Annotated in this window: 17 protein-coding genes and 2 pseudogenes; 7 read left to right on the top strand and 12 right to left on the bottom strand. The window is 72.0% G+C overall.

Annotation, left to right across the window (positions count from 1 at the left end):
- Nucleotides 1-427: 427 nt before the first annotated feature.
- Nucleotides 428-763 (bottom strand): MerR family transcriptional regulator, encoded by a 336-nt coding sequence (locus FRCN3DRAFT_RS0224965; protein WP_007515027.1) that lies wholly within the window; start codon nucleotides 761-763, stop codon nucleotides 428-430.
- Between the two features lie 472 nt (nucleotides 764-1235).
- The gene (locus FRCN3DRAFT_RS0224960) at nucleotides 1236-1961 is read right to left on the bottom strand and encodes a TetR/AcrR family transcriptional regulator (protein WP_007515025.1); all 726 of its coding nucleotides are present in this window, start codon (nucleotides 1959-1961) and stop codon (nucleotides 1236-1238) included.
- Between the two features lie 121 nt (nucleotides 1962-2082).
- Between FRCN3DRAFT_RS0224960 and FRCN3DRAFT_RS0224955 the strand changes: the two genes are divergently transcribed.
- Nucleotides 2083-3216: an FAD-dependent oxidoreductase gene (locus FRCN3DRAFT_RS0224955; RefSeq protein ID WP_007515023.1), complete on the top strand. Its 1134-nt coding sequence runs from the start codon at nucleotides 2083-2085 to the stop codon at nucleotides 3214-3216.
- A 94-nt stretch (nucleotides 3217-3310) separates the two neighbouring features.
- Here the strand turns inward: FRCN3DRAFT_RS0224955 and FRCN3DRAFT_RS0224950 are convergent, their stop codons facing one another.
- Together FRCN3DRAFT_RS0224950 and FRCN3DRAFT_RS49815 are read right to left on the bottom strand one after the other, a co-directional pair.
- Nucleotides 3311-3604 carry a hypothetical protein gene (locus FRCN3DRAFT_RS0224950; RefSeq protein WP_198536035.1) on the bottom strand — a complete coding sequence of 98 codons (294 nt, stop codon included), beginning with the start codon at nucleotides 3602-3604 and terminating at the stop codon, nucleotides 3311-3313.
- A gap of 415 nt (nucleotides 3605-4019) precedes the next feature.
- The gene (locus tag FRCN3DRAFT_RS49815) at nucleotides 4020-4544 is read right to left on the bottom strand and encodes an integrase core domain-containing protein (RefSeq protein WP_051466366.1); all 525 of its coding nucleotides are present in this window, start codon (nucleotides 4542-4544) and stop codon (nucleotides 4020-4022) included.
- A gap of 131 nt (nucleotides 4545-4675) precedes the next feature.
- Between FRCN3DRAFT_RS49815 and FRCN3DRAFT_RS0224940 the strand changes: the two genes are divergently transcribed.
- Both FRCN3DRAFT_RS0224940 and FRCN3DRAFT_RS0224935 read left to right on the top strand, forming a co-directional pair.
- On the top strand, nucleotides 4676-5938 hold the full coding sequence (locus FRCN3DRAFT_RS0224940) for an ABC transporter substrate-binding protein (RefSeq protein ID WP_007515020.1): 1263 nt from the start codon (nucleotides 4676-4678) through the stop codon (nucleotides 5936-5938).
- A gap of 523 nt (nucleotides 5939-6461) precedes the next feature.
- A complete protein-coding gene (locus FRCN3DRAFT_RS0224935; RefSeq protein ID WP_007515019.1) occupies nucleotides 6462-6767 on the top strand; it encodes a hypothetical protein in 306 nt (101 codons plus the stop codon).
- Here FRCN3DRAFT_RS0224935 and FRCN3DRAFT_RS0224930 read toward each other — a convergent pair whose 3' ends face one another.
- From FRCN3DRAFT_RS0224930 to FRCN3DRAFT_RS0224920, 4 genes and pseudogenes are all read right to left on the bottom strand, one after another.
- A complete protein-coding gene (locus FRCN3DRAFT_RS0224930; RefSeq protein ID WP_342435364.1) occupies nucleotides 6768-7820 on the bottom strand; it encodes an integrase core domain-containing protein in 1053 nt (350 codons plus the stop codon). It abuts the gene before it with no gap.
- Nucleotides 7759-8208: an enoyl-CoA hydratase-related protein gene (locus FRCN3DRAFT_RS57195; RefSeq protein WP_269799835.1), complete on the bottom strand. Its 450-nt coding sequence runs from the start codon at nucleotides 8206-8208 to the stop codon at nucleotides 7759-7761. The genes FRCN3DRAFT_RS0224930 and FRCN3DRAFT_RS57195 overlap by 62 nt, the downstream gene beginning before the upstream one ends.
- Before the next feature lie 56 nt (nucleotides 8209-8264).
- Nucleotides 8265-8606 (bottom strand): annotated as a pseudogene (locus tag FRCN3DRAFT_RS57190) (enoyl-CoA hydratase-related protein); the annotation flags it as partial.
- Between the two features lie 221 nt (nucleotides 8607-8827).
- Nucleotides 8828-10924, bottom strand: coding sequence for an MMPL family transporter (locus tag FRCN3DRAFT_RS0224920; protein WP_232794134.1), 2097 nt, complete (start codon nucleotides 10922-10924; stop codon nucleotides 8828-8830).
- A 635-nt stretch (nucleotides 10925-11559) separates the two neighbouring features.
- On the opposite strand from FRCN3DRAFT_RS0224920, the gene FRCN3DRAFT_RS0224915 reads away from it, so the two are divergent.
- Both FRCN3DRAFT_RS0224915 and FRCN3DRAFT_RS46130 read left to right on the top strand, forming a co-directional pair.
- The gene (locus FRCN3DRAFT_RS0224915; RefSeq protein ID WP_007515014.1) at nucleotides 11560-11955 is read left to right on the top strand and encodes a hypothetical protein; all 396 of its coding nucleotides are present in this window, start codon (nucleotides 11560-11562) and stop codon (nucleotides 11953-11955) included.
- 207 nt (nucleotides 11956-12162) lie between these two features.
- Nucleotides 12163-12363 (top strand): annotated as a pseudogene (locus tag FRCN3DRAFT_RS46130) (IS6 family transposase); the annotation flags it as partial.
- Nucleotides 12364-12457: 94 nt separating this feature from the next.
- Here FRCN3DRAFT_RS46130 and FRCN3DRAFT_RS46125 read toward each other — a convergent pair.
- On the bottom strand, nucleotides 12458-12868 hold the full coding sequence (locus FRCN3DRAFT_RS46125; protein ID WP_007515012.1) for a winged helix-turn-helix transcriptional regulator: 411 nt from the start codon (nucleotides 12866-12868) through the stop codon (nucleotides 12458-12460).
- A 125-nt stretch (nucleotides 12869-12993) separates the two neighbouring features.
- On the opposite strand from FRCN3DRAFT_RS46125, the gene FRCN3DRAFT_RS0224900 reads away from it, so the two are divergent.
- Both FRCN3DRAFT_RS0224900 and FRCN3DRAFT_RS0224895 read left to right on the top strand, forming a co-directional pair.
- Nucleotides 12994-13665 carry an NADPH-dependent F420 reductase gene (locus tag FRCN3DRAFT_RS0224900; protein ID WP_007515011.1) on the top strand — a complete coding sequence of 224 codons (672 nt, stop codon included), beginning with the start codon at nucleotides 12994-12996 and terminating at the stop codon, nucleotides 13663-13665.
- A gap of 126 nt (nucleotides 13666-13791) precedes the next feature.
- The gene (locus tag FRCN3DRAFT_RS0224895; protein WP_027140903.1) at nucleotides 13792-14850 is read left to right on the top strand and encodes an integrase core domain-containing protein; all 1059 of its coding nucleotides are present in this window, start codon (nucleotides 13792-13794) and stop codon (nucleotides 14848-14850) included.
- A gap of 382 nt (nucleotides 14851-15232) precedes the next feature.
- Here FRCN3DRAFT_RS0224895 and FRCN3DRAFT_RS0224890 read toward each other — a convergent pair whose 3' ends face one another.
- The 3 genes from FRCN3DRAFT_RS0224890 to FRCN3DRAFT_RS0224875 all read right to left on the bottom strand — a co-directional run.
- On the bottom strand, nucleotides 15233-16909 hold the full coding sequence (locus FRCN3DRAFT_RS0224890; protein WP_007515009.1) for a hypothetical protein: 1677 nt from the start codon (nucleotides 16907-16909) through the stop codon (nucleotides 15233-15235).
- 270 nt (nucleotides 16910-17179) lie between these two features.
- On the bottom strand, nucleotides 17180-21379 hold the full coding sequence (locus tag FRCN3DRAFT_RS0224880) for a hypothetical protein (RefSeq protein ID WP_007515007.1): 4200 nt from the start codon (nucleotides 21377-21379) through the stop codon (nucleotides 17180-17182).
- A gap of 5 nt (nucleotides 21380-21384) precedes the next feature.
- Nucleotides 21385-25302, bottom strand: a 3918-nt coding sequence (locus tag FRCN3DRAFT_RS0224875) for a hypothetical protein (protein ID WP_007515006.1), incomplete at its 5' end; no start/stop codon positions are given.

Here is a 25302-nt window from a genome sequence, read left to right as displayed (position 1 = left end):
ACCTGCACCCCCAGGACGGAGTGGTTCGCCGGCCTCGGAGCCCGGATGACCTACCAACCGGTGCACGATCTCAGCAGTAGCCGGACGAAACACCGGTATGTCCACACCGACTGCGCGCGACACCAGGGCGCAGTGCGATCCGCACCCCACAGCGCGGAGGAAGCACCGAGCGACGCGGCTTGAGCCCGATGCGGGGACGACCCGCACGTCGGGTTCTGAGGGAGCCCTGGCGCAGCAATGCGCCGGGGCTACCCGGCTCATCCGCCATCTCGGCGGACAGCGAAGCCGCAGGTCAAAGGGTCGCCCACGATGATCACGTACGGCGGCCGGTCGTCGATGTCGCCATCCACTCTCTGCACGGGCGACATCGACGGCCAAGCCGGGCGGATCGCTTTCCTGTTGTCAGTCCGTCAGGACGGCTCGACGGTCAAGGCTGACCGGCTGGCTGGTTGTTGCGTAGTTGTTCGTTGATCTTTTGGGCTTCCGCGAGTTGGTCTTCGAGGATGACGATGCGGCAGGCGGCCTCGATCGCGGTGCCCCCGTCGACGAGCTCCCGGACGCGGGCGGCGATGCGCAGCTGGTAGCGGGAGTAGCGGCGGTGGCCGCCTTCGGAGCGCAGGGGAGTGATCAGGCGGGCTTCGCCGAGGGCCCGCAGGAAGGCGGGAGTGGTGCCGAGCATGTCGGCCGCACGGCCCACGGTGTAGGCGGGGTAGTCGTCGTCGTCGAGGCTGTCGGCCGGTTTGCGGGTGGTTCCAGGAGTCACTGCACCTCTCGGGACACGTTGAAGGGGCCCTGGTGCCAGACGGCACCAGGGCCCTAAGGGTTCAACACCATCTACCGGCCAGGTGGGCCGGATTCCTGGGTCCGCGCCGCCTCAGAGGGAGGGTGCGCGGAGATCGCGTATGCGTGACCGGGAACCACCTTCCAATCCGGGGTCTGCGGTGCCCGAGCGGGCTAGACCATCGCCCGGGCGATCCTGGTGGCGTCTGCTCCTCTCGCTTTTCGCTGTCTATGGGTACCGCCGAACTTTCACGGTGGTGCTCGGCGGCCCGTCTGGCCGCCGTCCCGCTCGCGACAGTTCCTGTCTGCCGCGACCATGGACTCTCTTGCCTACGAGAGGAAAGCTACCCGGCGCAGGGCCCGATGTCTACTGCAGCGGGAGCAGATTTTTCGGCTCTGAGCAGACAGGTTTACCGCTGTGGCCGGGGCACGGCCGGGAGCTGAAGGCCTCAGGCTCAGGTGGCGGACGAGGTGCACACCTGTCCACCGGGCGGGTGCAGAGCGGTGACGCCGGTGAGGACGAGATCGATCCCGGCGAGGAACTGCTCGCGGTCGTCGTGGTCGCGCAGCTGGTCCGCGACGGCCCGGGTAAACGGGTAGTCGTCGGGGTCGAGCTCCTCCCATGCCGTCGACACGGAGTCGAGGAACTCGGCACGGTCCACGTCGGGCCCGACAACGCGGGCGTTCGCGGCGTTCTGGCCGGCGGCGCCGAGGATGTAATGCACCAGCACCGAGGTCGCCGTGAACCAGCTGCCCTCGGGCACACCGAGCGCGCGGACCTGCCGCCCGATGCTTTCGAGGATCCGCGGCGTCACCGACCCCCAGGGGCTGCGGGACAGCTGTGTCGAGAGCTGCGTGGCGAGCCACGGATGCTCGTCGATCGCGTCGAACAGGCCGAGCGCGACGGCGCGGATCTCGTCCTGCGGCGAGTGCGGAGATTCGGCGGGCTCGATGGCCAGAGCGGCGGCGACGACGGCGTCGGTGGCGGCGCCGAGTAGCTCGCCCTTGTTCGCGACATGCCAGTAGATCGCCCCGGGCCCGGTGTTGAGGCGCTCGGTCAGCACCCGGAAGGTCAGGCCGCCCTCGCCGGCCGCGTCGAGCAGCTCGACGGCGGCCTCGACGATGCGCTCGCGGGAGAGCGCCTCTGTGCGCCGCTGTGACCGGCGCGTCCGCGTTGCCATGCCGCCATCTTGACATGCCTGGAGCAGCGTTCCAATATGGAGCCCTGTTCCAATCTTGGAACGACATACCAGAGAGACTGGCCGAACCTCACCGGGCGGCCTCGATCCCGAAGGAGTCACGATGCGCACCCCCGTCACGATCATCGGCGCCGGACTCGGCGGCCTCACGCTCGCCCGCGTCCTGCACGTCCACGGCATCCCGGCCACGGTCTACGAGGCGGAGCCCTCCCCGACGGCGCGTACGCAGGGCGGGATGCTCGACATCCACGACTACAACGGCCAACCAGCTCTGCGGGCGGCGGACCTGATCGAGGAGTTCCGCGGCCTCATACTGGAGGGCCACGAGGCGACACGGGTCCTCGCCGCGGACGGGACCGTTCTGCTCGACGAACCCGACGACGGCACGGGTGGACGCCCCGAGGTGCAGCGCGGCGCGCTGCGACAGATCCTGCTCGACTCACTCCCGGCCGGCACCGTCCGGTGGGGCCACAAGGTCAGCGGCGTCCGCGCCCTCGGCGACAGCCGCTACGAGGTGACCTTCGCCGACGGCACCACCGTCGTCACGAGCCTGCTGGTCGGCGCGGACGGCGCGTGGTCACGAGTCCGGCCACTGCTCTCCGACGCCACACCCGAGTACGTCGGCAGGTCGTTCATCGAGACCTACCTGTTCGACGGCGACACCCGGCACCCCGCCAGCGCGAAAGCGGTCGGCGGCGGATCGCTGTTCGCGCTCGCGCCGGGAAAGGGGATCCAGGCCCACCGGGAGAGCGGCGGGACCCTCCACACCTACGTGGCGCTCACCAAGCCGCAGGACTGGTTCGCCGGTATCGATTTCACCGATTCCGCCGTGGCCACCGCGCGGATCGCACAGGAGTTCGACAGCTGGGCGCCGGAGCTCACCGCTCTGATCACCGACAGTGACACCGCGCCGGTCCTGCGCACCCTCAACGCCCTGCCCATCGGGCACCGGTGGGACCGGGTACCGGGGGCGACCCTGCTCGGCGACGCCGCCCACCTCTCGGCCCCGAACGGCGAAGGCGCCAACCTGGCCATGTACGACGGAGCCGAACTCGGCAGGGCCATCGCCGCGCACCCCGATGATGTCGAGGCCGCGCTCACCGAATACGAGCAGGCCCTGTTCCCCCGCAGCGCCGCGGCTGCCACCGATGGCGCCCACCTTCACGAGCTCCTCTTCGACGACAACGCACCCCACAGCCTGATCGACATGCTCACCGGACATGGACAGGCCCAATGAGCCATTCAAGCCCGAACTGATGCTCTCCTTCTCGCCCTCGCTCAACCCGCACCTCCTGGGCGTCTCCGTGCGCACGGCCCTTGACGGACAGGCGTTACAGAAGCGCCGAACCGGGCAGCCCGGCGGAGCTCCCCGACGGCTTGGGGAACACCGGCCTGGGCAGTGCCCAGGCCGTCGCGGGGCCCGAGGCGATCAGACCGAGGCACAGCGCCGATCCCGGCAGCGCGAGCCACCACGGGGCCCGGCGCGGCGAGCGGTCATCGCGTAGGGGCAGTAGCGGAGCGAGGGCGAACGAGGTGGCCGCAGCCGCGCCGACGAGTACCGGCACCACCTGCCAGCGCAGCCCCACCACGCCCAGCACCAATCCAGAGGGCGCGACGGTTGCCACCGAGCCGAACGTCAGTGGCCGACGGGCAGCCGCGGGGAGCCAGCGCGCCACCACCAGGGCGACCGCGCCGAGCACCAGCAGGACTTCCAGGGGGACATCCGCAGTCCCTCAACGATCTGGGTCACGTGCACCATGCTGGATCCTGTGAGGTGCCAGCACTGCGTCACGGGGTTGACCTGGGGTTTTATGCGGCTGGTTCGTACTGGTTGATCAGTCCACCGGGGACGGGTCGGCGCTTGATCCTTTTGGTGGTGAGGTCTGTGACGGGGTGATCGGGCCGGGGTGGTCGGAGATCGCGGCTGCGGTGGGGTCGTCGTCCGTTGTAGTGGGCTGTGTATTCGGTCAGGACGGTCCGCAGGTGCCTGTAGCGTGCCAGAACTCGATCCGGGGCGTGACCAGCGATGTCGCTGTTTGGTCAGGCGGCGCGGTGGTACTCGTTGATCACGCCGCCGAGGACCTTGTGGCGGCGGATCGGGCCGTCGAGGGGTGTGACGGCGGCCGGGTCGTGGTGCGGCGGATGTTGGTCTCGTCCTTGGTGTGGCCGGTGGTCGTTGAAGTGGCGGGCGTAGTCGTCGAGTACGGCGGTGGCGTGGCGTTCGCCGTAGAGAAGGATCCGGTCGGTGCACTCCTGGCGGACGGAGCGGATGAACCGCTCCACGTAGCAGTTCGCCTGTGGTGTCCGCGGCGGCGTCCGAACGACCTGAACACCTTCGGAGGCGAACACGTCGTCCCCGGGGTAGCAGTCGGGCCAGCGCGGCCAGGAGGGCACGGTCGGGCCAGCTGAACCGGGGCCGCTCGACCTGGCGACGCAACACGGCGACCTCCTGGCGCAGCACCAGCAGCTCCGCCGTCCTCGCCGCGTCGCCGCGTCGCCGCGGGTCAGCAGGACGAGCCAACCGAACACCCGGACCGTGACCAGATACACCAGCCGCACCACCACACCCACGATCATCCACCGCCACGGCGAACAGCGAAACCGCAGCTCAACACCCTGAATCGAGTTCTGGCACGGTACAAGGTTAGAGTCGACTCTCATTTTTCATGTGGATCATCCGATCGAGGGGACACCTGATGACTCGTCAACGTATAGGGGTGCGGACGACCACGGCGGCGGTCGCCGCAACACTGATCGGGTTGCCTGTCGCCCTCACCGGGTGCGGACAGTCGCACCCGCCCGCGACAGGCGCCGCGGCCTGCCCGATCAACGCCCCAGGCGTGACGGCCAACTCCATCAAGATCGGTTACATCTACCCCGACACAGGGCCCGGCGGGGTCGCGTCCGCTTTCAGAGACGCCCGCAGCGGCGCGCAGGCCCGCGTCGACCAGCAGAACGCGCAGGGCGGCATCAACGGCCGCCAGATCGACCTCGAGTGGCGCGACGACCAGTCCGAGCCGGAGACCTTCTCCGTAGTCGCGCACGACCTGGTCAACACCCAGAAGGTTTTCGGTCTCATCACGACCTCGATCGCGCTGGACAAGTCCGCCCCCTGGTTAGCCCAGCAGGGCGTGCCGGTCACCGGAACCGCCACGAGCGTCGCTTACAGCGACTACCCGAACATCTTTCACTCCGGCAACCTGTTCAATACTGGCGGCTCCACGATTTATGGGGACTTCGTCAAGGCCGCGGGTGGCCACAAGGCAATGATTCTCATTGACCCGACGGTCTCGACTTCCGCGACCCTCGCGGCGCAGCTCGCGCCGAGCCTGCAAAGTCGCGGTATCGAGGTCGTCGGCTCGGTCACCTACGTCGCGAACGTCACCGACACGACGCACGTCGCCCAACAACTGAAGCAGTCCGGAGCGGACACGCTTATCGGCGCTGCCCAGCCCGAGCCGTTCATCGACATCTACTCGGCCGCCAAACAACTCGGAGTGAACTTCACCGTCGCCCTGAACTCCAGCGGCTACAACGCGACCCTGCTCGCGACGCGGGGCACCGACATGGCCGGGATGTCGATCCCGTCCAGCATCGCGCCTCTGACGTCTCCTCCCATGATCGCCTATCGCACGGTGATGAGCACCTACGCCCCCGAGGTCTCGGACCCGACCGACGAACTGGCAGTCTCCGGCTATGTCGCCGCCGACGAGATGATCACGGGCCTGCAACGCGCCGGTACCTGCCCCACCCGCCAGGCATTCATCGCCAACCTCCGCAAGGAAACCGACTACACGGCGGGTGGCATCTCAGCGCCGACCGATCTCACCAAGCCGAAGCAACCGACGCTCTGTCGGATCTTCGTCAAGGTCGACTCGGCGGGCAATCAATTCATTACGATGCAACCGCCCGCCGCGCTCAATAAGGACGGTTACTGGTGCGGCGAGCCGCTCCAGTAGCACCGGCGGGGTCCATTCTGGGTAGCCGCGCGACGCGGCCACCCAGTGATCATGCCGGCTTGCGCCGGCCCCCTGTCCTGATGAGCCCGGTGGCGCCGTCCGGTCCGACGTCGTGGCGCCTTGGTGCTGTGAGCCCGTAGGTCAGTGTGGCGCGGAGGTCCTGAGGAATCCTGTCCTGCTGCCATGAGCGCGTACCTCAAAATCTTTGGTGACAGGTCCTCCCCGGGCGGTCTGTGTCGGTCGCGGGTCGAGGGGACGGAGCTGGTCTTTGATGGATGTGCTGATCGGCCGGGTCGCAGGGCTGGATGTGCACCGGGACACGGTCGTGGCGGCGGTGCGGCTGCCTGGGCGTGGGGGCGGTCGGCGGGGCGAAGTACGGACGTTCACGACGACGGGTGCCGGACTGGGTCGACTGGCCGACTGGCCGACGGCGCAACGCTGTGTGTGCCGATAATGCCATCCGCCCTGGTCAGGGTGGCCGCAGCCGTCGGGGCCGGTGGCTGCGCGAGGATGCCACCTCATCGTGCTTCGGCTGACCTATCTCGGTGTCACGAACGCGTTCGCGCTGCTGCGCCTGCTGCCCCGCAGCGATCACGACAAGGACATCGAGATCCTCACCCTGCGACACCAGATCGCCGTGCTGCACCGCCAACTCGACGGCCACCGGATCCAGCTCCAGCCCGCCGACCGCGCCCTGCTCGCCGCACTCCTGCACACGCTGCCGCGGCCAACCCTGCGCGACCTGCGGCTACTCGTGCGCGCGGAGACGGTGCTGCGCTGGCGCCACAACCTGATCGCTCTGAGGGGTGCAAATGGACGGTTTCGCTGATCAGGCCGCTCGCTGATATTCGTGGAGGAGGCCGCCGAGGCGGTCGATGCGTCTGATCGGGCTGGTCGGATCACCGGCCGGTGTCGACGGGTCGGGCGTGTCGAGGTCGATCCCGCGGTGGGGTCGGGCGGTGTTGTAGTGCTCGACGTAGGTCGACAGGACCTGTTCGGCGTGGCGCCGGTTCCAGATCAGGGACCAGTCCAGGCACTCAGCGCGCACGGTGCGGACCCAGCGTTCCGCGAAGGCATTCGCCTTCGGCGCTTGGACCGGTGTCCTTAGGATCCGGATGCTCTCGTCCGCGAAGACGCCGTCGAAGCCGCGGACGAACTTGGTGTCCCGGTCGCGGACCAGGAACTTGTACGGCCCACCGCCGTTGTCGCCGAGGTGGTAGACGAGGTTCCGCACCTGCTGCGTGACCCACGCGGCGCTGGGGTGTTCGGTCACGCCGGCGAGCCAGACCCGGCGGCGGTCAAGCCCAACGAAAAACAGCACGTACAGCCTGGTCAACGTCACGGTGTCGACAGTCAGGAAGTCGCACGCCAACACGCCCCGGGCCTGATCGCGCAGGAACTGCGACCAGCTCGGACCGCCACCGCGACGAGGCGCCGGACCAAGACCGTGGCGGCGCAGGATGTTGCGCACGGAGGTCGCCGAGACCTGGACGTGCAGCTTGCGGCATTCGCCGACGATCCGCGGATAGCCCCAGCGGGGATTCTCCCGGGCCAGCCGGAGCACCAGCTGCGCGACCACATCGTCGAGACGCCGGCCACGACGCTGCTGCGGGTAGGTCCAGTGGCGCCGGACGAGGTCTCGATGCCAGCACAGCAGCGTTGCAGGCGTGACGAGAAACGCCGACCAGCGCGGGCGGGGCAACAGCTGAGCCAGCGAGGCCAGCAGCATCCGATCAGATGAGGTGTACCGCGGCCGAGCGACCTGACGGCGCAGTACGGCCAGCTGATGGCGAAGGACCGCGATCTCGACGTCCTTCTCGTCAGGCCGCGCACCCAGGCCGACCACGCCGAGCAGCCTGCGCACCAGCAAGAACATCACCATCGACACCATAACCCGGCATGATCCCCGACGCGCTGTTCGCGCAGCTCAGCGCCCCTAACCGACTAGTTGCACCCCACACGGCCGGCGCAATGCGCGGCAGGGCCTGCAGCACGGCGAAGTTCGCCTGCGGGGCGTTACGGGCGATCTTCCGCGCGAGGTCGAGTGCCGCGGTGCCCACGGTGCCCGTCTCGACCACGTACTGCGTCAGGCCCGCGGCCTGGCCCTCGTCCGCCGTCAGGCGCCTGCCGGTGAGCATGAGATCCATGACCCGCGCCACGCCGATGAGCCCGGGAAGCCGCACCGACCCGCCCCCGCCGAGGAAGAGCCCCCGCTGTCCCTCGGGTAGGGCGTAGAACGCCGAGCGGTCGGCGACCCGGAGGTGGCGCACGCCGCCGCGAGCTCCGGCCCACCGCCGACGACCGCGCCTGTCAGGGCCGCCACGGAGGGGATCGGGCCGCCCTCGATCGCGTCCAGGGCGCGGTGCCAGAACTGCGAGTGGGCTACGCCGGCGAAGGCATCGCGGTCCGCGAGCTCATGAAGGTCAAGGCCGGCCGAGAAATGATCGCCGTCCGCGGCGAGGACCGCAGCGCGGTAGGCGGGAGCGACCTCCCGGAACACCCGTTCCAGGCCGTGGATGGTCGCGTCGTCGAGGGTATTTCGCTTATGCGGACAGGCAGGTGTCACGACGAGGACCTGGCCCTCCGCCTGCAGCCGCACGGACGCCGGCAAGGCGGAGGCCAGCGGTGGCGCCGTGGCCTCGACCTGCGACTCGACGTTCACCGCCATCGCCCACTTAATCAGGCTTCCTGTCTATTGTTCCGGAATCACGGCACAGCGACGCCCTCGGATCCACGGGTTGGCCGCGACGCCTGGTGCAGCCCGGACTCCGAGCGAGATGGATCAGCTCGGACGCCGCAGCTTCGACACCGCTCAGGGAAGGCTCCGACGGAGCGACAGCCGCTGCCGCGAACGCCCGCACTTCCGCTGAGCGGGTCGATCCATTTCGGTCATGAGGCCTCGGCGAGGACCCGTGCGGAGTCGGTGTCCGCCTGCTCCTGGGGTCCGGCTCCCTCGACGGACAGGTGGGGGGTGATGCGGTCGGCCCATCGGGGGTAGGCCCACACCCGCGCGTCGATCATCCGCATGAGGGCCGGAATGAGCACCATGCGGACCACGAAGGCGTCCACGATGACCGCGAGCGCCAAGCCGATGCCGATGCAGGCCACGATCCGCTGGCCGCTGAATCCGAACGAGGAGAAGACGCACAGCATGATCAGGGCGGCGGTTCCGATGACCTTGGCGGTCTCGCCGAGGCCCACGCGGATCGCCCGGGTGTTGTCGCGGGTGTGGGTCCACTCCTCGTGCATGCGGCTGACCAGGAACACCTGGTAGTCCATCGAGAGGCCGAACATCACGCCGACGATCATGATGGGGACGATGTAGGAGATCGGCGCGCCGTCCCCGACGCCGAGCAGGTTGCTGGCCCAGCCCCACTGGAAGATCGCAGTGATCGCGCCGAGGCCGACGACGATCGTCGTGAGGTTGCTCAGGGCGCCGACCAACGGCAGCAGCAGGCTGCGGAACGCCAACGCCAGCAGCAGGAACCCGAGCACGGCGACCAGGCCCAGGTAAAGGGGCAGCTTGCTCATCAGCGCGTGCGCGATGTCGATGTCGGTGGCCGTCTTGCCGCCGACGTGCACCTGGAGGTCGCTGCCGTTCGCGGCGGCCGGGATCACGTCGGTGCGAAGGTGGCCGACCAGGTCGACGGTCGCCTTGGCCCCGGCGCTGCTCGTCGGGGTGACCTGGATGACCTCGAGCCCCGCACGGGCAGGGGTGGGGGCCGAGACGGCGGCGACGTCCGGCACCGAGCGCAGTTCGTTGGCCAGCGCGTCCAGCGCCTGGGTGGACCTGGCGTCAGGAGTCTCGGCGACCAGAAGGAGAGTGGCGTCGATGCCGGCGCCGAACGCGGGGCTCATGAGTTCGTAGTACTGGCGCGAGGCCGAGCCGGTCGGGTCGCTGCTGGCATCGGCCTCGCCGACCCGCATCGACAGCACCGGGACCGCCAGCGCGGCCAGCAGAATCAGGGCGAGTGCGGCCATCGGCACCGGCATGCGGGTCACCAGTCGGGCCCACCGGCCGGCCGGGGTACGGCGTAGGCCGGCCTCGGTGCTCGTCCCGGACAACACCTCCGAGGTCTCACCGGCCAGCAGCAGGCGGCGCTGGCGCTTGGACAGCACACGCAGACCGAGGACGGACAGCAGCGCGGGCAGCAGGGTGATCGCCGCCAGCACGGTGAACAACACGGTGACCGCCGCCGCCTGGCCCATCCCGGTAAGCACGCCCATGCCGACGACGAATATCGCCAGCAAAGCGGCGATCACCGTCAGACCGGCGAAGATCACGGCTCGGCCGGAGGTGGTCACGGCCTGCACGATCGCCTCGGTGACCGACGCTCCGCCCATGACAGCCTTGCGGTACCGGTTCACGATGAACAGCGCGTAGTCGATACCCACGCCCAGACCGATCAGCGACCCCATCGTGATCGAGTCGCTCGACAGGTCGACGACGTGCGAACCGACCATGACGAGCAGCAGCGAGACGACGACCCCAGCCACGCCGGTCACGATCGGCAGCGCCGCCGCCCACACCGATCGGAACATCAGCAGCAGAACCGCCAGCGCCGCCAGAATGCCGACGATCTCCGCGATTCCACCCGACTTGGTTTGCGGCGCGAACGCCTGCCCACCGATCTCGACCCGCAGCCGGCTGCCGTCGATCGACTGTGCGGCCTTCTCGACCTGGTCCAGCTTGACGTCGTCGGTCGCGGTGACGAGCGCGTAGGCGGTGTTCTGGCCCGCGTTGAGCTGCCCGCCGCCGCCGGGCGCGTAGGGGCTCTGAACGGCCTTGACACCAGGTAGCGCCGCAACGTTCGTCAGCATGCCGGCGACCTCGCTGCGCACCTCGGCCGCATCCACCGCCTGCCCGGAGGTGTGCCAGACGATCCGGCCGACCTCGGTCGAGCCGGCCGACGTGCCCAGCAGCGCATAAGCATGGGCCGACTCACTGTTCGGCAGGTCAGCGACGGTCTTGAAGTTGGATCCCATCCCGACGACCAGGCCGACCAAGACGACGAGAATCCCAGCCCACCCCCCCACAACGACAAGACGATGGCGAGCACACCACCGGGCAAGAACAGACACGGAACTGCCTCCCAAGAGCTCAAATCTGGCAGTTCACGGTCCCGCGGAAGCCAGCCCGGCACATCCGCCAGGCGATGTCATCCCCCCGTACCACCAGCGCAGTACACCGACCCACCGCCTGCTCCGGCTGGCTCGCTCCAACCTCTTCGCATGCGCCCTCCTCGCATCCGGTGGCGGCCCCTGATGGGCCGAACGGGACGCCGATGCCTGGGCCGCGCGACCCGTGCGCAACGGTCGGCGGCCCGGCTCCGCGACGAAACCAACGTCACCTGCCAACGGTCTCCGTCACCGGATCCCGGCGCTGCCATCGGCTACGGCTGAGCCGGCTTGGAGTACCACGGGCGCGGTAGCCGGGATTGTCGGCACATACAGGACGTCGGATAGGCCTCAGCGAGACAGGATCGTCTCGTACACAACAACCGGACCTCCGAGCCGAAATCCCAGCACCGGTTCTCTGCCGGGCCCTCTGCCCGCATTACATGCCAGTCGGCTGTCGAGACCATGCGTCCGCGCAGCGAACGGCGCGGAAAGGAAAAATCATGTATCGGCGACTCATCCTCTTCGGCGTGGCCATCACGGCGTTGGCGGCATGCAGACCCGCGGACACACCGGTCGCCACCTCCGCCGCGAGTCCGACACCTTCATCCGTCACGACGTACGTGCCAGCGAGCCCGACAGCTGGGACCGGCGACCCGGACGACACCTCCGCGTATGTCAGCCAGTTTCGCCAAGAGTTTCCCGAGGTCGCCGACGGAAAGACCGACGCGCAGATCCTCCGCGACGGCGAGTCTGACTGCTCGGATATGGCCGCCAGCTGGAAGATAGTCACGCCTTCCATGGGACAGCGCTATAACCTAGGTAACTCGACAGCCGACCAAGCCGTTCTCTACAACATTGCGCTGCTGGACATGTTCGCTCTCTGCCCCGCCCGCTGATGTCTGTTGCGTTCGCGGATGCGGTGGTCGGGACCGGCGGCCAGGCATGATCGGATGGTGGCTCGCTGCCGTCCTCGTCCGCCGGTCCCGGTCGCGGAGTTCGCCGGCTTCCGGTTCCCACCGGAGGTCATCGTTCTGGGAGTTCGCTGGGCACTAATGCATGGCCGGGCCCAGCGGTCGAGCCGCCCGGTCAGGCATGATCGAGTAGTGCATCGTCGGCGTGTCCGTCCCGTGGTTGCGGACTCCGAGTTCGCCGGCTTCCGGTTTCCGCCGGAGGTGATCGTGCTGGCGGTGCGGTGGTACCTGCGCTACGGGCTCTCCTACCGCGACGTCGAGGAGCTGCTGTCCGAACGCGGCATCGACGTCGACCACGTGACGATCTACCGCTGGGTGCAGAGGTTCACGCCGGGGTCGTCGAGACCGGCAGCTCCGCGGCGCCGCGTGATCGTCCATCGCGTGTGCTGGTTGTCGTGCCGTGTTCAGGCCTCGCGGTGAGGCGTCGTCATTCGAACTCGTCGTCGCGGAGTGAGGCGGCGACGACCGTGTCGGCGTGTCGGAAGGCCCAGCGGCCGAGCGCGCAGATCGGTTCGAGCAGGTCGACGCCCGGCTCGGTCAGTTCGTACTCGACTCGTGGCGGGGCCTCGGCGTACCGGTGGCGGCGAATCAGTCCGACCCGTTCGAGGCGGCGCAACGTGTCGGTGAGCACCTTGTGGCTGATCTCGCCGATCTCGGCCTGCAACAGGCTCGGACGCTTCGGGCCGTCGCGCAAGGCGTAGACGACGACCGCGGTCCAGCGGCTGACGAACAGGTCTAGGGCCACCCGTGCCGGGCAGTCCGCGGCGAAGTCCCCGTACGGCGGGAACTCGGCGGGCGGGAGGCGAACGTGTTCGGAGGCGGCCGACTCGGAACGCATGTCGTTCAGTCTCATCGACCGACAGGCACCCGAAGGTGCGTATCGGCTTTCCTAGCGTCGTTCTGGCGACCCGTGATCCCGCGTTTCGCCAGAACGACAGAGATGACAGCCCCGAGGGAGATGCTGTGCGAATTGCCACGATCGGCGCCGGCGCGATGGCCGAGGCGCTTGGTGCCGGCTGGACGGAGGCCGGGCACGAGGTACTTGTCACGGCTCGCTCACCACAGCGTGCTGCCACACTCGCCGCGCGCCTCGGCGGACGGGCGGCGGCCGGGAACCTGCGTGAAGCGGCCGCCTTCGGCGAGGTGATCCTGCTCGCGGTGCCCGGCGAAGCGGCGACGGATGCGCTGACTGCCGCCGGAGCGGCCGACGGCGCGTTCGCCCGCCGTCCTCTGATCGACTGTACGAACGCTTTCGCCGCCGATGCGTTCACCGCGGCGCCGAACTCGTTCACCCTCGCCATGTGCACGGTCGCCGAACGGGTCGCAAAGGTCGCGGTCGACGCGCGCGTGGTCAAGGCGTTCAGCATGCTCGCCGCCGAGATCTGGCGCGGAGGTGAGCGCTCCTATGACGCGAGACCGCTGACGGTGCCGTTGTGCGGCGACGATCCGGATGCGCTCGCGACGGTCGGGAAGCTGGTCAGAGACCTGGGATGTCATCCGGTCGACGCGGGTGGCCTCGACCGGGCCCAATACGTCGAGGCGATGACAGCTTTCGTCATGGGGCTGTGGTTCGCCGGCCACGACGCCCGCGCCACACTGCCGCCGCTCGAGTCGGCCTTCGCGCACCCCGACTGAGAGAGCTCCGTTACCTACGAACAGCCGGGGCCGAACGGGCGGCGGACCCTGTAGCGTGCCAGAACTCGATTTCGGGTTGCTGACCTGCGGGTTCGTCGCTCGGCCCCGTGGCGCATGATCGTCCTCATGGGGCTGCGGCTGGTGTACTTGGTCATGGTGCGAGTGTTCGGCTGGCTCGTCCTGCTCACCCGTAGCGATGCGGCAAGGACGGCGGAGCTGCTCGTGCTGCGCCACGAGGTAGCCGTGCTGCGTCGCCAGGTCGGCCAGCCTCGGTTCACCTGGCCCGACCGTGCGGTCCTGGCCGCGCTGGCCCGGCTGTCGCCCCGGGAGGTCCGGTCCTGCCGGCTGGTGACCCCGGCGACGTTGCTGGCCTGGCACCGTCGCCTGGCCAGACGACGGTGGACCTACCCGCACCGGGTCGGCCGCCCGCCGGTGGACGAGGAACTGCGAACGCTGGTGATCCGCGTGGCCAGAGACAACCCCACCTGGGGGCACCACCGTATCCAAGGAGAACTCCTCGGCCTCGGTCACCGGATCGGCACGGGCACCATCCGTCGAATCCTCGCCCGCGCAGGCCTCGGCCCAGCGCCTCGCCGCCATGCCGACACCACCTGGCGTACCTTCCTCAAGGGCCAGGCCAGCGGCCTGCTGGCCACGGATTTCCTCCACCTGGACACGATCACGCTGCGCCGGCTGTACGCACTGTTCGTGATGGAGATCCAGACCCGTCGTGTCCACATCCTCGGCGTGACCGCTCACCCGACCGGAGCCTGGGTCACCCAGCAGGCACGCCACCTGGTCATGGACCTGGAGGGGCGGCTCGACGCGTTCCGGTTCCTGATCCGCGACCGGGACGCGAAATACACGAAGGCGTTCGACGACGTCTTCGACTCCGAAGGCATCCAGGTCCTGCGGACTCCGCCGCGGACACCGCGGGCGAACTGCTACGCCGAGCGGTTCATCCGCTCGGTCCGCCAGGAGTGCACTGACCGGCTCCTTCTCTACGGTGAGCGCCACGCCACCGCCGTGCTCGGCGAGTACGCCCGCCACTTCAACGATCATCGTCCTCATCAAGGACGAGACCAGCGCCCACCGAACCACGACCCGGTCACACCGCTCCACGGGCCGATCCGTCGCCGCAAGGTCCTGGGCGGCGTCATCAACGAGTACCACCGCGCCGCTTGACCGGGCAGCGAAACCGCAGGTCACGCCCCCAGATCGAGTTTTGGCACGCTACAGGCCAAGCTCAGGGGGCAAATCGCTCGCCGAGCGGACTGCATCGGGACCGTTACCATCGCCGGCCTGACCCAGGTCCGCGCTCGTGAAATAAGCTACCTAAATCCCCGTCGTCGTGAGCTGATCATGCGGCGCCCAGGCTGAATCGGGCTGATTCTGGGCGGGCTGCGGCACGCGACCCCGCGCCTGTTGGGTGCCAGAACTCGGCCATCGGGGTTGATCTGCGGTTCCAGGCGGCTGGTTCGTATTCGTTGATTAGGCCGCCGGCGGCGGGCCGGCGTTTGATCCGTTCGGCCGAAAGGAGGGCTCGCCGGCCGACGCCGGCGGGCGTTCAAGGCCTACGGGGGGTCGCGGTGTCGAAGGTGAGGCCGCTGGTGCCCTCGCCGCGGCCGGTGGTCACCCGGCGGGCGATCCAGCGGGCGTAGCGGCCGTCGGCGCGGCGGGCGAGCACGGGGACCCGGCGCACGGTGACGCCCTCGCGGGGGACCTCCTCATCGAAGATCGCCAGCGGCTGGCCCGGCGCGAGCAGGACGCCGAGTGGCTTTGCGGACGATCCGGACAGCTCGCCCTTGCGTAGCTCGATCGTGGCGTCGGCGCGGCGGGTGGGCACCAGTGGGACCCAGTTGCCGGGCACGGTGGTGGCCAGCAGGTAGTCCAGCTCGGCGCCAGGCTCGGTACCCGGCGTCGGCGCCGGCGGCGGTGGCTCGTCCGTGCGGCGGCGCGGCTGGCCGCTGGGGCCGGTCACGACCCGCTCGACCGCCCAGGCCAGGTTCGCGGCCTCGTCGCGCAGGTAACCGACCTCCTCCAGGGCCGGGCCTTCGAGGACGGCCGGGCCGGCCGGCGGGACGAGCAGGCCGGGCAGAGCGTCGACCTCGAACAGCTGGAACCGGCCGCGTTCGTCGGCGCGGGGCACCACGATCGTCTCGCCGAAGGTCGTCGTGTAGCTCAGCCGGTCGATGATCGTGAGCGCGCCGCGCGGCACGTCCAGCGGGACGACGAGCCAGTCCTGGCTGTGGACCAGCGCGAACTCGGCCAGGGCGAGGCGGGCCAGGTCGTGCGGCGCCGCCTCCAGCGCGCCGACGTTGACCTGGGCGTCCTCGAACTCCCAGTAGCGGTCGACCGGCTGACCGGGGAACGTCAGCGGGGTCGCCCACACCGGCTTCGCGGGTGTGCTGGTGGCGGACGGGGTGCCGCCGGGCGCGGTGGAGACGTGGCCGAGGTGGTACCAGTCGGGCCGGCCGCCGGGGAACGCGGGCGCCGTCAGCCGGTGCGGGCCGGCGGACAGGTCGAAGGCGTACTCCAGCCGGGCCGGCATCCAGCAGCCGGGCTCGTCGCCGCCGCGATACCAGCGTAGCCACGCGGCGGCCGTGGCCGCTGCCGCCGCAGGCAGCCACGGCGGCGGGGTGGGCGCCGCCAGCGCCGCCGCGATCCGCTCCCCGTCGGGGACCCGGTCGGCGAACACGTCCATCAGTACTGACGCGCCGGGGTCGAACGGGTCGGCGGGCGGGTCGGGCATCCGGCAGGCGGCGAGTACCGCGGCGGTGAGGCTGGCCGCGCCGAACCCGGCCTCGGCCAGGTCGGCCAGGAACTGGGCGCCCGCGTCGAACCGCGCGCGCAGGCCCGGCGGGCGGTGAGGCTCGCTCTCCACGGCCGCTTCGAGGAGGTCCCCCGGGCCGAGCGGGCGCATCGGCGCGCCACCGCCCGCGGGACTGGTGGCGGCGGCGGCGGTGCCGGCGCCGGTGCCTGGGCGCCAGCCGTCGACCGGGATGGACGTCCAGCTTGCCATGACCGACACCGGGCTGCCGGAGTCCTCGCCGCGGAACTCGCCGAGCTGCCACTGCCGGGCCAGCAGCCACGCCGGGTCGTGGACCCGTGCCTCGATGCCGGGGCTCGGGTCGCCGGACACCGACTGCGGCTCCAGTCGGACCCAGGAGGGCGAGTCGCTGAGGAAGACCTCCTTGAACTCGTCCGGCACGGGGCGCACCCGCGCGCCGTCGCACTCGTCCACAGCCCCGCCTCTCTCCGGTATCTCGGGTTTCTGTCCGGTGTTCCGCCGCGAACAGGGATCAGCTCGACGCACCCGCGAAGCCGACGGCGTCGGCACGGCGAGGCGCCAGCAGGCTGCCACCGCGGCCGCCAATGGCGACGTCCACTCCCACCAGGACGACGTCCAGAAGATCTGTCAGACGGTGCGCGTCGCCGGCGACGCGCACCGTCTGACAGATCTTTGGCTGCGATGGTGTGCGCGTGGTGGGTGGGAACGCTTGCGGGAGCGGCACTATATGTCCTCGACGAACGGCGCGGGGACGTCGAGCTCGCGCTCCGCCAGCGCCTGGAGGTCCAGCACCCGCTCGTTGCGCAGCGAGAAGCTGGCGAACAGCATCGCGGGCAGGACCCGGCCCAGCCAGGCGCTGAACTCCAGCGTGGTGGCCCGCAGCTTCGCCAGGTCGAGGGTCTGGGACAGGGTTGCGTCGAGCCGGTCGGCGGCCGTGTGAGCGTCGTCCGGGGAGACCGCGATGAGGATCGCCTGTGGCGGCCGGGCGTCGGGCGCGTCGGCGTGGACGGCGACCCCGCTGGCCAGGCGCTGGCCGGCCGGCCCGCCGCGCGGCACGACCTCCACCCACTCGTCGACGACCAGGCCGGTCACCGGTGCGGCCGGCGCCCCGCTGGCCGCACCGAGAACCAGGCCGTCGCCGACGTCGACGACGACGCAGGTCGCCGGCGCGTCCGGAGGCGGGCGGCCGGCGCCGAACTCCAGGCTCAGCCAGAACGTGGCGTCCGCGGTGCGCGGCTGCCCGGCGGCCGCGCCGCCGAACTGGCCGACGGAGAGCCGGTAGGCGGCCGCGGTCGCGGGCGAGGCGTCGAGGTGCAGCAGCGTCTCGGTGTGCCGCGCGACGGACGGGCGCACGCTGGCCGCGTCGCGCAGGAAGCGCGCGAGCCGGGACCGCGGCGCCTCGACGCGCCCGAGCCGGCGCACGAACGGGTCGCCCGCCGCGGCATTCACCGGTGACATCCGGGGCAGCAGCCGGAACTCGTCGCCGAAGACCGCCGCCGCTGCCGCGGCCCAGTCCGGCGTCGCGGCCGCCGTCGCTGCCCTGGCCTTCTCGACGCGCTGGCGGGCGGTGGCCTTGGCGACGTCGGCGCCTGCCGGATCGATGCCGAACCACACCAGCGCGGCGGCGTCACCGTTCGCGGCGGTGGCCAGCGCCGCGATCGCCGCCTCGACCCGCGGGCGCACGTCCTGCACGTCGACGGTGTGCGTGGGCTCGGAACCTGAGGCAGCCAGATCGGCCGGGGCGAGCAGGCGCGCCGCCGCCAGCAGCTGGCGCAGCGCCCGGGCATGCTGGACCAGCCGCCGCATCGGTGGGGCCAGCGCGCCGCCGGTGACCGTCGCGGTGATCGTCCCGGCGGTTCCCGCGGGTGCCGCCGCCGTGAGCAGCCGGGCCAGCGACGCGTCGTCGCCGCAGGCGTACACCAGGTCGGAGGCAGAGACACCCAGCTGGTCGAGGGTGACCGCCCCGGCGACCGGGACGCCGGCCGCCGGCCCCAGCCGCGCGCGCAGCCAGCGTTCCAGCCGGGGCTCGGCCGACGCCCGCGGGGTCCGCGACACCCAGCCCGCCGCGGGCGGTAGGTCGCCGGCGCCGGCGAGCAGCAGGACGATGTCGCGATGGGTGATCGGTACGCCGGTCGTCGGGGTGCGCGTGAACTCCGGCTCCGGCGGGGGCAGTGCGCCCGCGCCGGCCGCGTCCAGGGTGGCCGCCGCCCGGGCGGTGCCGCCGGTGACCAGCTGGTGCACGCTCTCGGCCAGCAACAGGTCCGCGACCGCGTCGTAGGCGGCCGCGGCGTCGTCGAGGACCGCGTCGACGTCGTCGGTCTCGTCCGTGCTGACGGTCCACGGCCCGGCAAGGAACGGATTGTCCGGGCGGCGGGCGAGCGCGGTGTGCACCTGCGCGCGAGGTACGCCGAGCAGCGCCACGCCGTCGAGGATGCCGGCGCGGGTGATCCCGTCCGGCGCGCCGCCGCCGGTCTGGGCGCCGGCGGCCAGCGGGGCGAGGTTGCGCAGCGTCGGGACGAACCGGGCCAGGCCACCCTCCTGGAGCGCCCGCTCGACCCGGTAGCCCAGGACCGCGCCCAGCGGCTGGCCGGCGCGCACGCCGTCGAGGATCCACGTCGCCGTGCGGATGCTGCCGCTGGACAGGTCCAGGTCGTACGCCTGGCCCTGGTGCGCGAGGCTCGCGCTGCGCAGCACGCCGGCCGTGGTCGCCTGGGCCAGGCTCGGCGCGTGGATGTACCCGCCGCGCGGCGGGCGGGGAGCGCCGGGGCCAGGCAGGTCGTCGACCCAGCCGTACGCGCCGAGCGTCAGCCCGGAGGGGTCGGTGGCGCGCACGCCGCGCAGCCGGGTGGTGGCCAGCGACGTGAGCCAGGCGTCCAGCCGGTGGGAGCAGCAGTCGAGCGCCTCGGCGACGGCGAGGCGGCGCTGCTCCAGCGGGGCGTCGGCCAGCTCCTGGGCCGCCTGGGCGAACCGCGACTGGTCGTAGCCGACCAGGAACGAGACCCCCAACGCCTTGCCGAGCAGCGTCTCGCTTTCCCGCGCGTCGGCGACCTGCAGCAGCGACGTGCGCAGCCCGGCGAGCGGCTGGTAGGAGGCCAGCGTGCTCGCGTCCGCCGGGCCGAACGAGTCACCGAGCGCCGCCGCGGCCCGGCGCAGCGCGTCGGGGCTGGGCGACGCGAGCGCCTGGCGGACGGCGGTGCCCAGCGTCGGGTCCCGGCCGGCGAGCAGCTGGTCGATCCGGAAGCCCAGGATCGCGTCGACGCCGGCCGCCGAGAGCGGCTGGTCCCCGCCAGTGGCGAAGCGCTGGTGGCGGCGCTGCGCCTCCAGGCTCATCTCCAGCAGCGCCTGCAGCACGGTCGAGATCGTGCGGTGCTCGCCGGCCAGCATCCGGCGGACGAACTCCCGGTCGCCGTAGCGGTCGTCACCGTCGGCGCCGGTGTCGACGGCGTCGCCGTCGGCGACGAGCGGGAGCAGCAGCGGGCGGGTGAGGCTGCCGAAGCTGATGTAGCCCAGCCGGCCGAAGTCCAGCCCGAAGTCCTTGGCGAGGATGTCGCGCATGACGACCTCGTTGTTGTACTTGGGTCGGTCGTCGCCCAGCGGGTCGTAGAACGTCAGGGCGTCCAGCAGCGCGTCCAGGTCGGGCAGGCCGGCGCGCATCCGGGTCCCGATCATCGTCGGCGCGGTGCCGAGCACGTCGAGCAGGCTGCTGGCGGCCGTCGGCGCGTCGGAGCCGGCGAGCAGCAGGCCGCGGGCCCTGGCCAGGGTCGGCTCCAGCCGGGGCATCGGGCCGGCGACCGGCGTCGGCCCGCCGGTGTCGACCACCGGCAGCACGCCGTAGGGCTGCCGGCCGATCCGCAGCGCCGGCAGCGGCCCGCGCCCGCGTACCACCTCCTCGAAGGTGGCGCGCAGCTGGGCGCGGGTGGCCTCGCCCATGGTCAGGCCCGTGGGCGTCGCCTGGACGAGGGCGTCGAGGTAGGTGTCCCAGGTGCCCGGCCACAGCGCGACGTGGGCGGCGGAGGCGAGCCGCTGGTCGGTCTGGTCCGCGCCGTCGACGCCGGCCAGGGCATCCGCGCCGATGCCCAGCGCGGCGGCCAGCAGCGGCCCGTCCGCGTCGGGCTCCGGCGGCGCCTGCGTGCCGTCCGGCGGCGTGGGCACGGTGCGCCGGTGCCACGCCGACCGGTCGCGTTCGGTGTTGTTGGTCGGCGTCCCCGGCGCCAGCAGCTCCACGCCGCCGGTGTGCCGGTGGGCGGTGAGCAGCTCCGTCAGCTCGGTCGTCCCGTCGCCGTCGCGCACGCCGTAGACCAGCAGCCGGAACGGGCCGGTGTGCCCGCCGAGTGGGATGGTGAACGCCATCCCGGCGGCGACGGCCGCGTCGAAGTCGACCACCCATTCCGCGCCGGCGCCGACGGTGAGGCCGGCCGCGGCGGTGAGCGCCCCACCGCGGCTCGGGCCCAGGACCAGCGGCCGGCGCACCGGCCCGCCCTCGCCGGTGGCGACGAGCTCGCCGGCCTGGAAGAGCCGGCCGGTGAAACGGTCGGGCAGGCCGCGGGCCACCGGGGGCGAGGACGGGATGCCCGCCGCCACCAGGAACAGCGGCTCGGGCGTCGGCGCGGGCGGGTGGGGGCGGGCGAACGGGTTCGCCGGGGTCATGGCGGTGGCGACCCAGGAGGCCCTGTCCGGGCGGACCGCGCCGCGCAGGCCGGCGCGCGCCTCGGCCACGGGCACGCCCCGCCACAGCTTGCGCCAGTAGTCGGCGCCGGCATCCTCCTCGGCCTGGTCGAGCGGGCGGTCGAGCTGGTCGACGTGCACGTCGTCGGGGTAGACGCGCACGCGCAGCCGGGTGCCGTCAGCGCTGTACCGGGTCTCGAGCCGCACGGGCAGCAGCACGAGCGGCCGGCGGCCGGGAGCGGTCGGTGAACTCGGCACGGCGCTCAGCCCTTCGCCAACGTGGGGCGGATGAGGTCCCAGGCGTCGAACACCGCGCGGACCGGGTCCTGCAGCAGCAGGTGCGCGGTGTCGCTGGCGGCCTTTCCCCAGCCGAGCGACGCCGGGCCGGCGGTGGGCACCGGGTCGAGGAACCCGTCGCCCGCCGGGGTCTGGCCAGTGAGGGTGAAGTGGTTCCAGGCCAGCGCGTCGCGGTCGGCGGGGTGGGGGTTGCCGCTGTAGACGTCCAGGCCGAAGCGGGGGGCCGACGGGTGCTCGGCCAGCACGAACCACCACCGCGTCGGGCCGGTGCCGACGGCGGACACGTCGGCGGCGGCCAGCTCGAAGCCGACGAGCAGGATGTCGGGCGCGCGGTGCTCGGTGAACACGATCGGCGCGACGGCGCCGTGCCCACCGAACACCGGCCGGCCGGCGGCGTCGAGGCTGTCCGAGCGCAGCGCCATGACCAGCAGCTCCGGGTGGCGGCGGACCAGCTCGCCGCGCACGACCAGGACGAGCATCCGGGCGTGCGCGGCGCCCAGGTGCGAGCCGAGCGGCCCGCCGCCCAGGGCGTGCACCGGCGCCGCCAGCTCGTCGGCCTCGCCCGACCAGAACCTGCGGAAGTTGGTACCGCGCGGGTCGGACGGATAGCCGCGCCACAGCAGCTCGCGGGACATCTCGTGGTTGAGGCCGACCAGGAAGGCCTCGACGAACCGCGGGTTGGCGGCGACCACGGTCACCAGGTCCGGCTCGGCGACGCTGTCGAAGCCGGGCAGCAGCCAGGACGGGTCCGCGTCGAGCAGCGCCTGGTACATCGGCCGGGTGAACACCGGCGCCGCCACCAGCGGGCGCACCTGGGAGCTGTCGAGCCAGCCGTCCGGCAGCCACTCGGGCGGCTCGCCGACCCGGTCGCGGACCTGTGCCGGGACGGTGACCGCCGGGTTGAGCTGGGCCAGTAGATGGGGCACGTCGACGGTGGCCGCCGGCCGCGGCGGGGTGGCCGGCCAGGTCTGCGCGACCAGCTGGCCGTAGAGCCGGCGCAGCCGGTCGACGGCCTCCTGCGGCGGCTGGATGGTCGGCAGCGGCTGGTGGACGTGCAGGTAGTTGTTGATGAAGAACTGCATGTCGGTGTCCAGGCCGCACAGGTCCGGCACGTCGTCCGGGGGCAGCTGCTTGCGGGCGAGCCAGGCCAGCACCGCCTCGACGATCGGGTCGGGGAAGAGGTCGGGCTCCTCGAAGCAGCCGTTGGCCAGCCGCTCGGCGCCGGGGACGCTGAAACCGCCGCCCAGCAGGCCGGCGAGGATGTCGTCGGGCAGGAACTCCCGCGCGGCGTTGACGAGCTGGCTCTCGTCGAGGCAGCCGATGGCGAGCTTGGCGAGCACCGCCTCGTCCGGGTTGCCGCCGGCCAGCCCCGCGAGCTGCTCGGCCGGCAGGTCGAGCTGGTCGAGCACCTGGGCCGGGTCGATGACCGGGATCAGGACCACGCCCCCGTCGATCCCGCCACCGCCGACGTCGATCCCGCCACCGCCGACGTCGATCCCGCCACCGCCGACGTCGATCCCACCGCCGCCCAGGTCGATCCCGCCGAGATCGATGTCGCCGCCGTCGTCGAAGGCGACAGGCTGGGCGGCGTCCGGCTCGCCCGCCTCGGCCCCGAGGTATCCGGCCGGCTCGGCAGCCGGGGACTCCGCTGCCAGGGTGGAGCTGGTCGTCGTGACCTCGCCGGTCGGGGGGGTGGGCGCTCCTGCGTCCACCCCGGGCGTCGCCGTGTCGATCACCACGACCTCGCCGGACGTCGTGGGACCCTCCGTCCCGACCACGATGATCTTGACGGGCGGCTCAACGAGCGCCGCGGCGGCCACCTCGAAGGCGTGCAGGTCCAGGGTGTCCTGGGCGGCCTGGGCGAGCGCGGCCTGGTCCTCACGGATGGCCGCGACCAGCAGCGGGGGATCGGCGCTGACCTTGGCCACCTCCGCCACCTCGGCCACGCCCAGGGTGCCGAGCAGGTCGCCGCCGTTCGTCGTCACGGCCTGGACAAGGGTCCGCTTGTCGAGGCTCTCGCGCGCCGCGGCGGCGAGCGCCGCCGGGGCCGGCCCCCGGTCGACGGCGTCCGCCAGCGGCAGCAGGTCGTTCGCCGCGGCCCGCGCGGTCGCCGGATCGGCGGACTTGGCGATCGCCGCGAGCGGGGCGAGCAACGCCGTGGCCCGGTCGTGCTCGGCGGCCGGGTCGGCGGGCACGGCGGCCTGCACGGCCTTCAGGTTGCGCTCGGCCACCCACTGCTCCAGCGGGAAGACGAACATGACCTCCGGCAGTACGGGCGCGTGCTGGACGGCCTTGGTCATCGCGTCGGCGAGCGTGTCGACGGTGGCGAGCTGTCTCGCGAGCTCGAAGACGGTCCCGGCACCCGCGCCGGGCTGGCCGGTGGCCTGCTCGACCGCGGCCGGGCTGACCGCCGCCGCGGCCCGCAGGGGCATCCGGCTCATCCAGCTGTCGTCGTACCGGCGCCGGAAGTCGGCCAGAGCGCCGCCAGGGCCGGTCAGGTAGGCGCCAGGGCTGGCAGGGCCGGCCGGACTGGTGGGGCCGGCGGGGCGGACACCGTAGCGGCCCGCGAGCCGGCGGAACGCCGGGGTGGCAGCCGCCTCGGCGGTGGTGGAGCGGGCCAGGTCCTCGGTCACGGTCGGGGGCTGGGCGACGGCGGGCCCGGCGGTGTCCCTGGCGGTGACGACACCGTGGACGGGCCGGGTGAGCTGTACCAGGTCGCCCGGCGGCAGCGGAGTGACGTGCCGGCGGTACAGCGACGCGCCGGCGGCCTGCGCCACCTGGGCGCCGCGCAGGAGCGCGTTGACGCCCTCCAGGTCGCCCAGCTGCGTCCAGGCGGCCTGCATCAGCGTCTCCTGGTCGCGGCGCACGACCTGGCCGCCGAGGCCGGCGGCGATCCGGTCGCCCGGCCGCAGGTTCAGCTGGCTGAACCAGTCGTCCGCTGTACCGGCCGGCACCCGCCTGCGGCCGGCGTGCACGCCGCCGTACAGCGGCGGCCCGACGACCGGGACCGCACCGGGCGCCGGCTCGCGGTCGGCGCGGTCGGCGGCCTCGTTCAGCCTGGCCCGCAGCTCCTCGGTGACCCGCGCCGACCAGCCGGGTGGCGCGGCGTCCGGTGGCCAGGGCGCCACCAGCGGCCCCGCGACCAGCTGCACCCGGCCGGTGTCGATGGCGGCGCCGGGCCACGGCGCGGACATGTCGACCCGGCGGTCCAGCGGCCAGGTGGCCGGGCGGGGCACGAGCCGGGCGGCCAGCGCCTCGAAGTCGCCCTCCAGGCCGGTCGCGAACGACCACGAGTACAGCACCGGCAGGTCGACCTGGGTGTCGGCGTCGCCGGGGCGGCGGGTCCAGGCCGGGCCGAGGGTCCAGCCCGTCTCGCCCGGCTCGCCGAGCGCGGCCCGCCGGCCGGCGTCGAACGCGGGCACGACGCAGGCCAGGTAGCCGCGGCCGGGCAGCAACCGGCGAGGGCACAGCAGCCGGGACAGGTTCGTGAGCCGGTACTCGTCGGTCAGCCGCCGGGCCACCGACGCGTCGTCGCCGCGCGGGCCGAGCACCTGCGCGTGCGCGAACGCCCACCCCTTGTCCAGCGGCTGCAGCTCCGAGCAGCGGGCCCGCACCACCGGCGGGAACCCCGGCCGGCCGGCCTGGGCCTCGTAGCACCCGTCCGCGAGGACCACGAGCGCGAGCCACGGCGCGAGCCCGATGCCACCGGCCGCGGGGGCGAACGGGGTGAACAGCCACGGCAGGTCCGGCCGGTCGAACTCGACGTGTGCCAGGTAGTTCGGGTCCACGCCGAGCGAGCCGGGCGCCGGGTAGGCGCGTACCACCTGGCGGGCGTCGAGGGCGAGCACGTCGGCCGGGCCGCGGACCGCCAGCCGCGCCCGGGC

Origin of the sequence: Pseudofrankia saprophytica (assembly GCF_000235425.2) — a bacterium.
Lineage (GTDB): Bacteria > Actinomycetota > Actinomycetes > Frankiales > Frankiaceae > Pseudofrankia > Pseudofrankia saprophytica.
Note: the sequence above shows the minus strand (reverse complement) of the source record. Positions and strands in the feature narration are given on the sequence as shown.

What these genes read in the sequence shown, in the direction of transcription:
- FRCN3DRAFT_RS0224960 (WP_007515025.1), bottom strand. Translation starts at nt 1,961, where the DNA reads ATGGCAACGCGGACGCGCCGGTCACAGCGGCGCACAGAGGCGCTCTCC.
- FRCN3DRAFT_RS0224955 (WP_007515023.1), top strand. Translation starts at nt 2,083, where the DNA reads ATGCGCACCCCCGTCACGATCATCGGCGCCGGACTCGGCGGCCTCACG.
- FRCN3DRAFT_RS0224940 (WP_007515020.1), top strand. Translation starts at nt 4,676, where the DNA reads ATGACTCGTCAACGTATAGGGGTGCGGACGACCACGGCGGCGGTCGCC.
- FRCN3DRAFT_RS0224930 (WP_342435364.1), bottom strand. Translation starts at nt 7,820, where the DNA reads ATGGTGATGTTCTTGCTGGTGCGCAGGCTGCTCGGCGTGGTCGGCCTG.
- FRCN3DRAFT_RS0224920 (WP_232794134.1), bottom strand. Translation starts at nt 10,924, where the DNA reads ATGGGATCCAACTTCAAGACCGTCGCTGACCTGCCGAACAGTGAGTCG.
- FRCN3DRAFT_RS0224915 (WP_007515014.1), top strand. Translation starts at nt 11,560, where the DNA reads ATGTATCGGCGACTCATCCTCTTCGGCGTGGCCATCACGGCGTTGGCG.
- FRCN3DRAFT_RS46125 (WP_007515012.1), bottom strand. Translation starts at nt 12,868, where the DNA reads ATGCGTTCCGAGTCGGCCGCCTCCGAACACGTTCGCCTCCCGCCCGCC.
- FRCN3DRAFT_RS0224895 (WP_027140903.1), top strand. Translation starts at nt 13,792, where the DNA reads ATGGGGCTGCGGCTGGTGTACTTGGTCATGGTGCGAGTGTTCGGCTGG.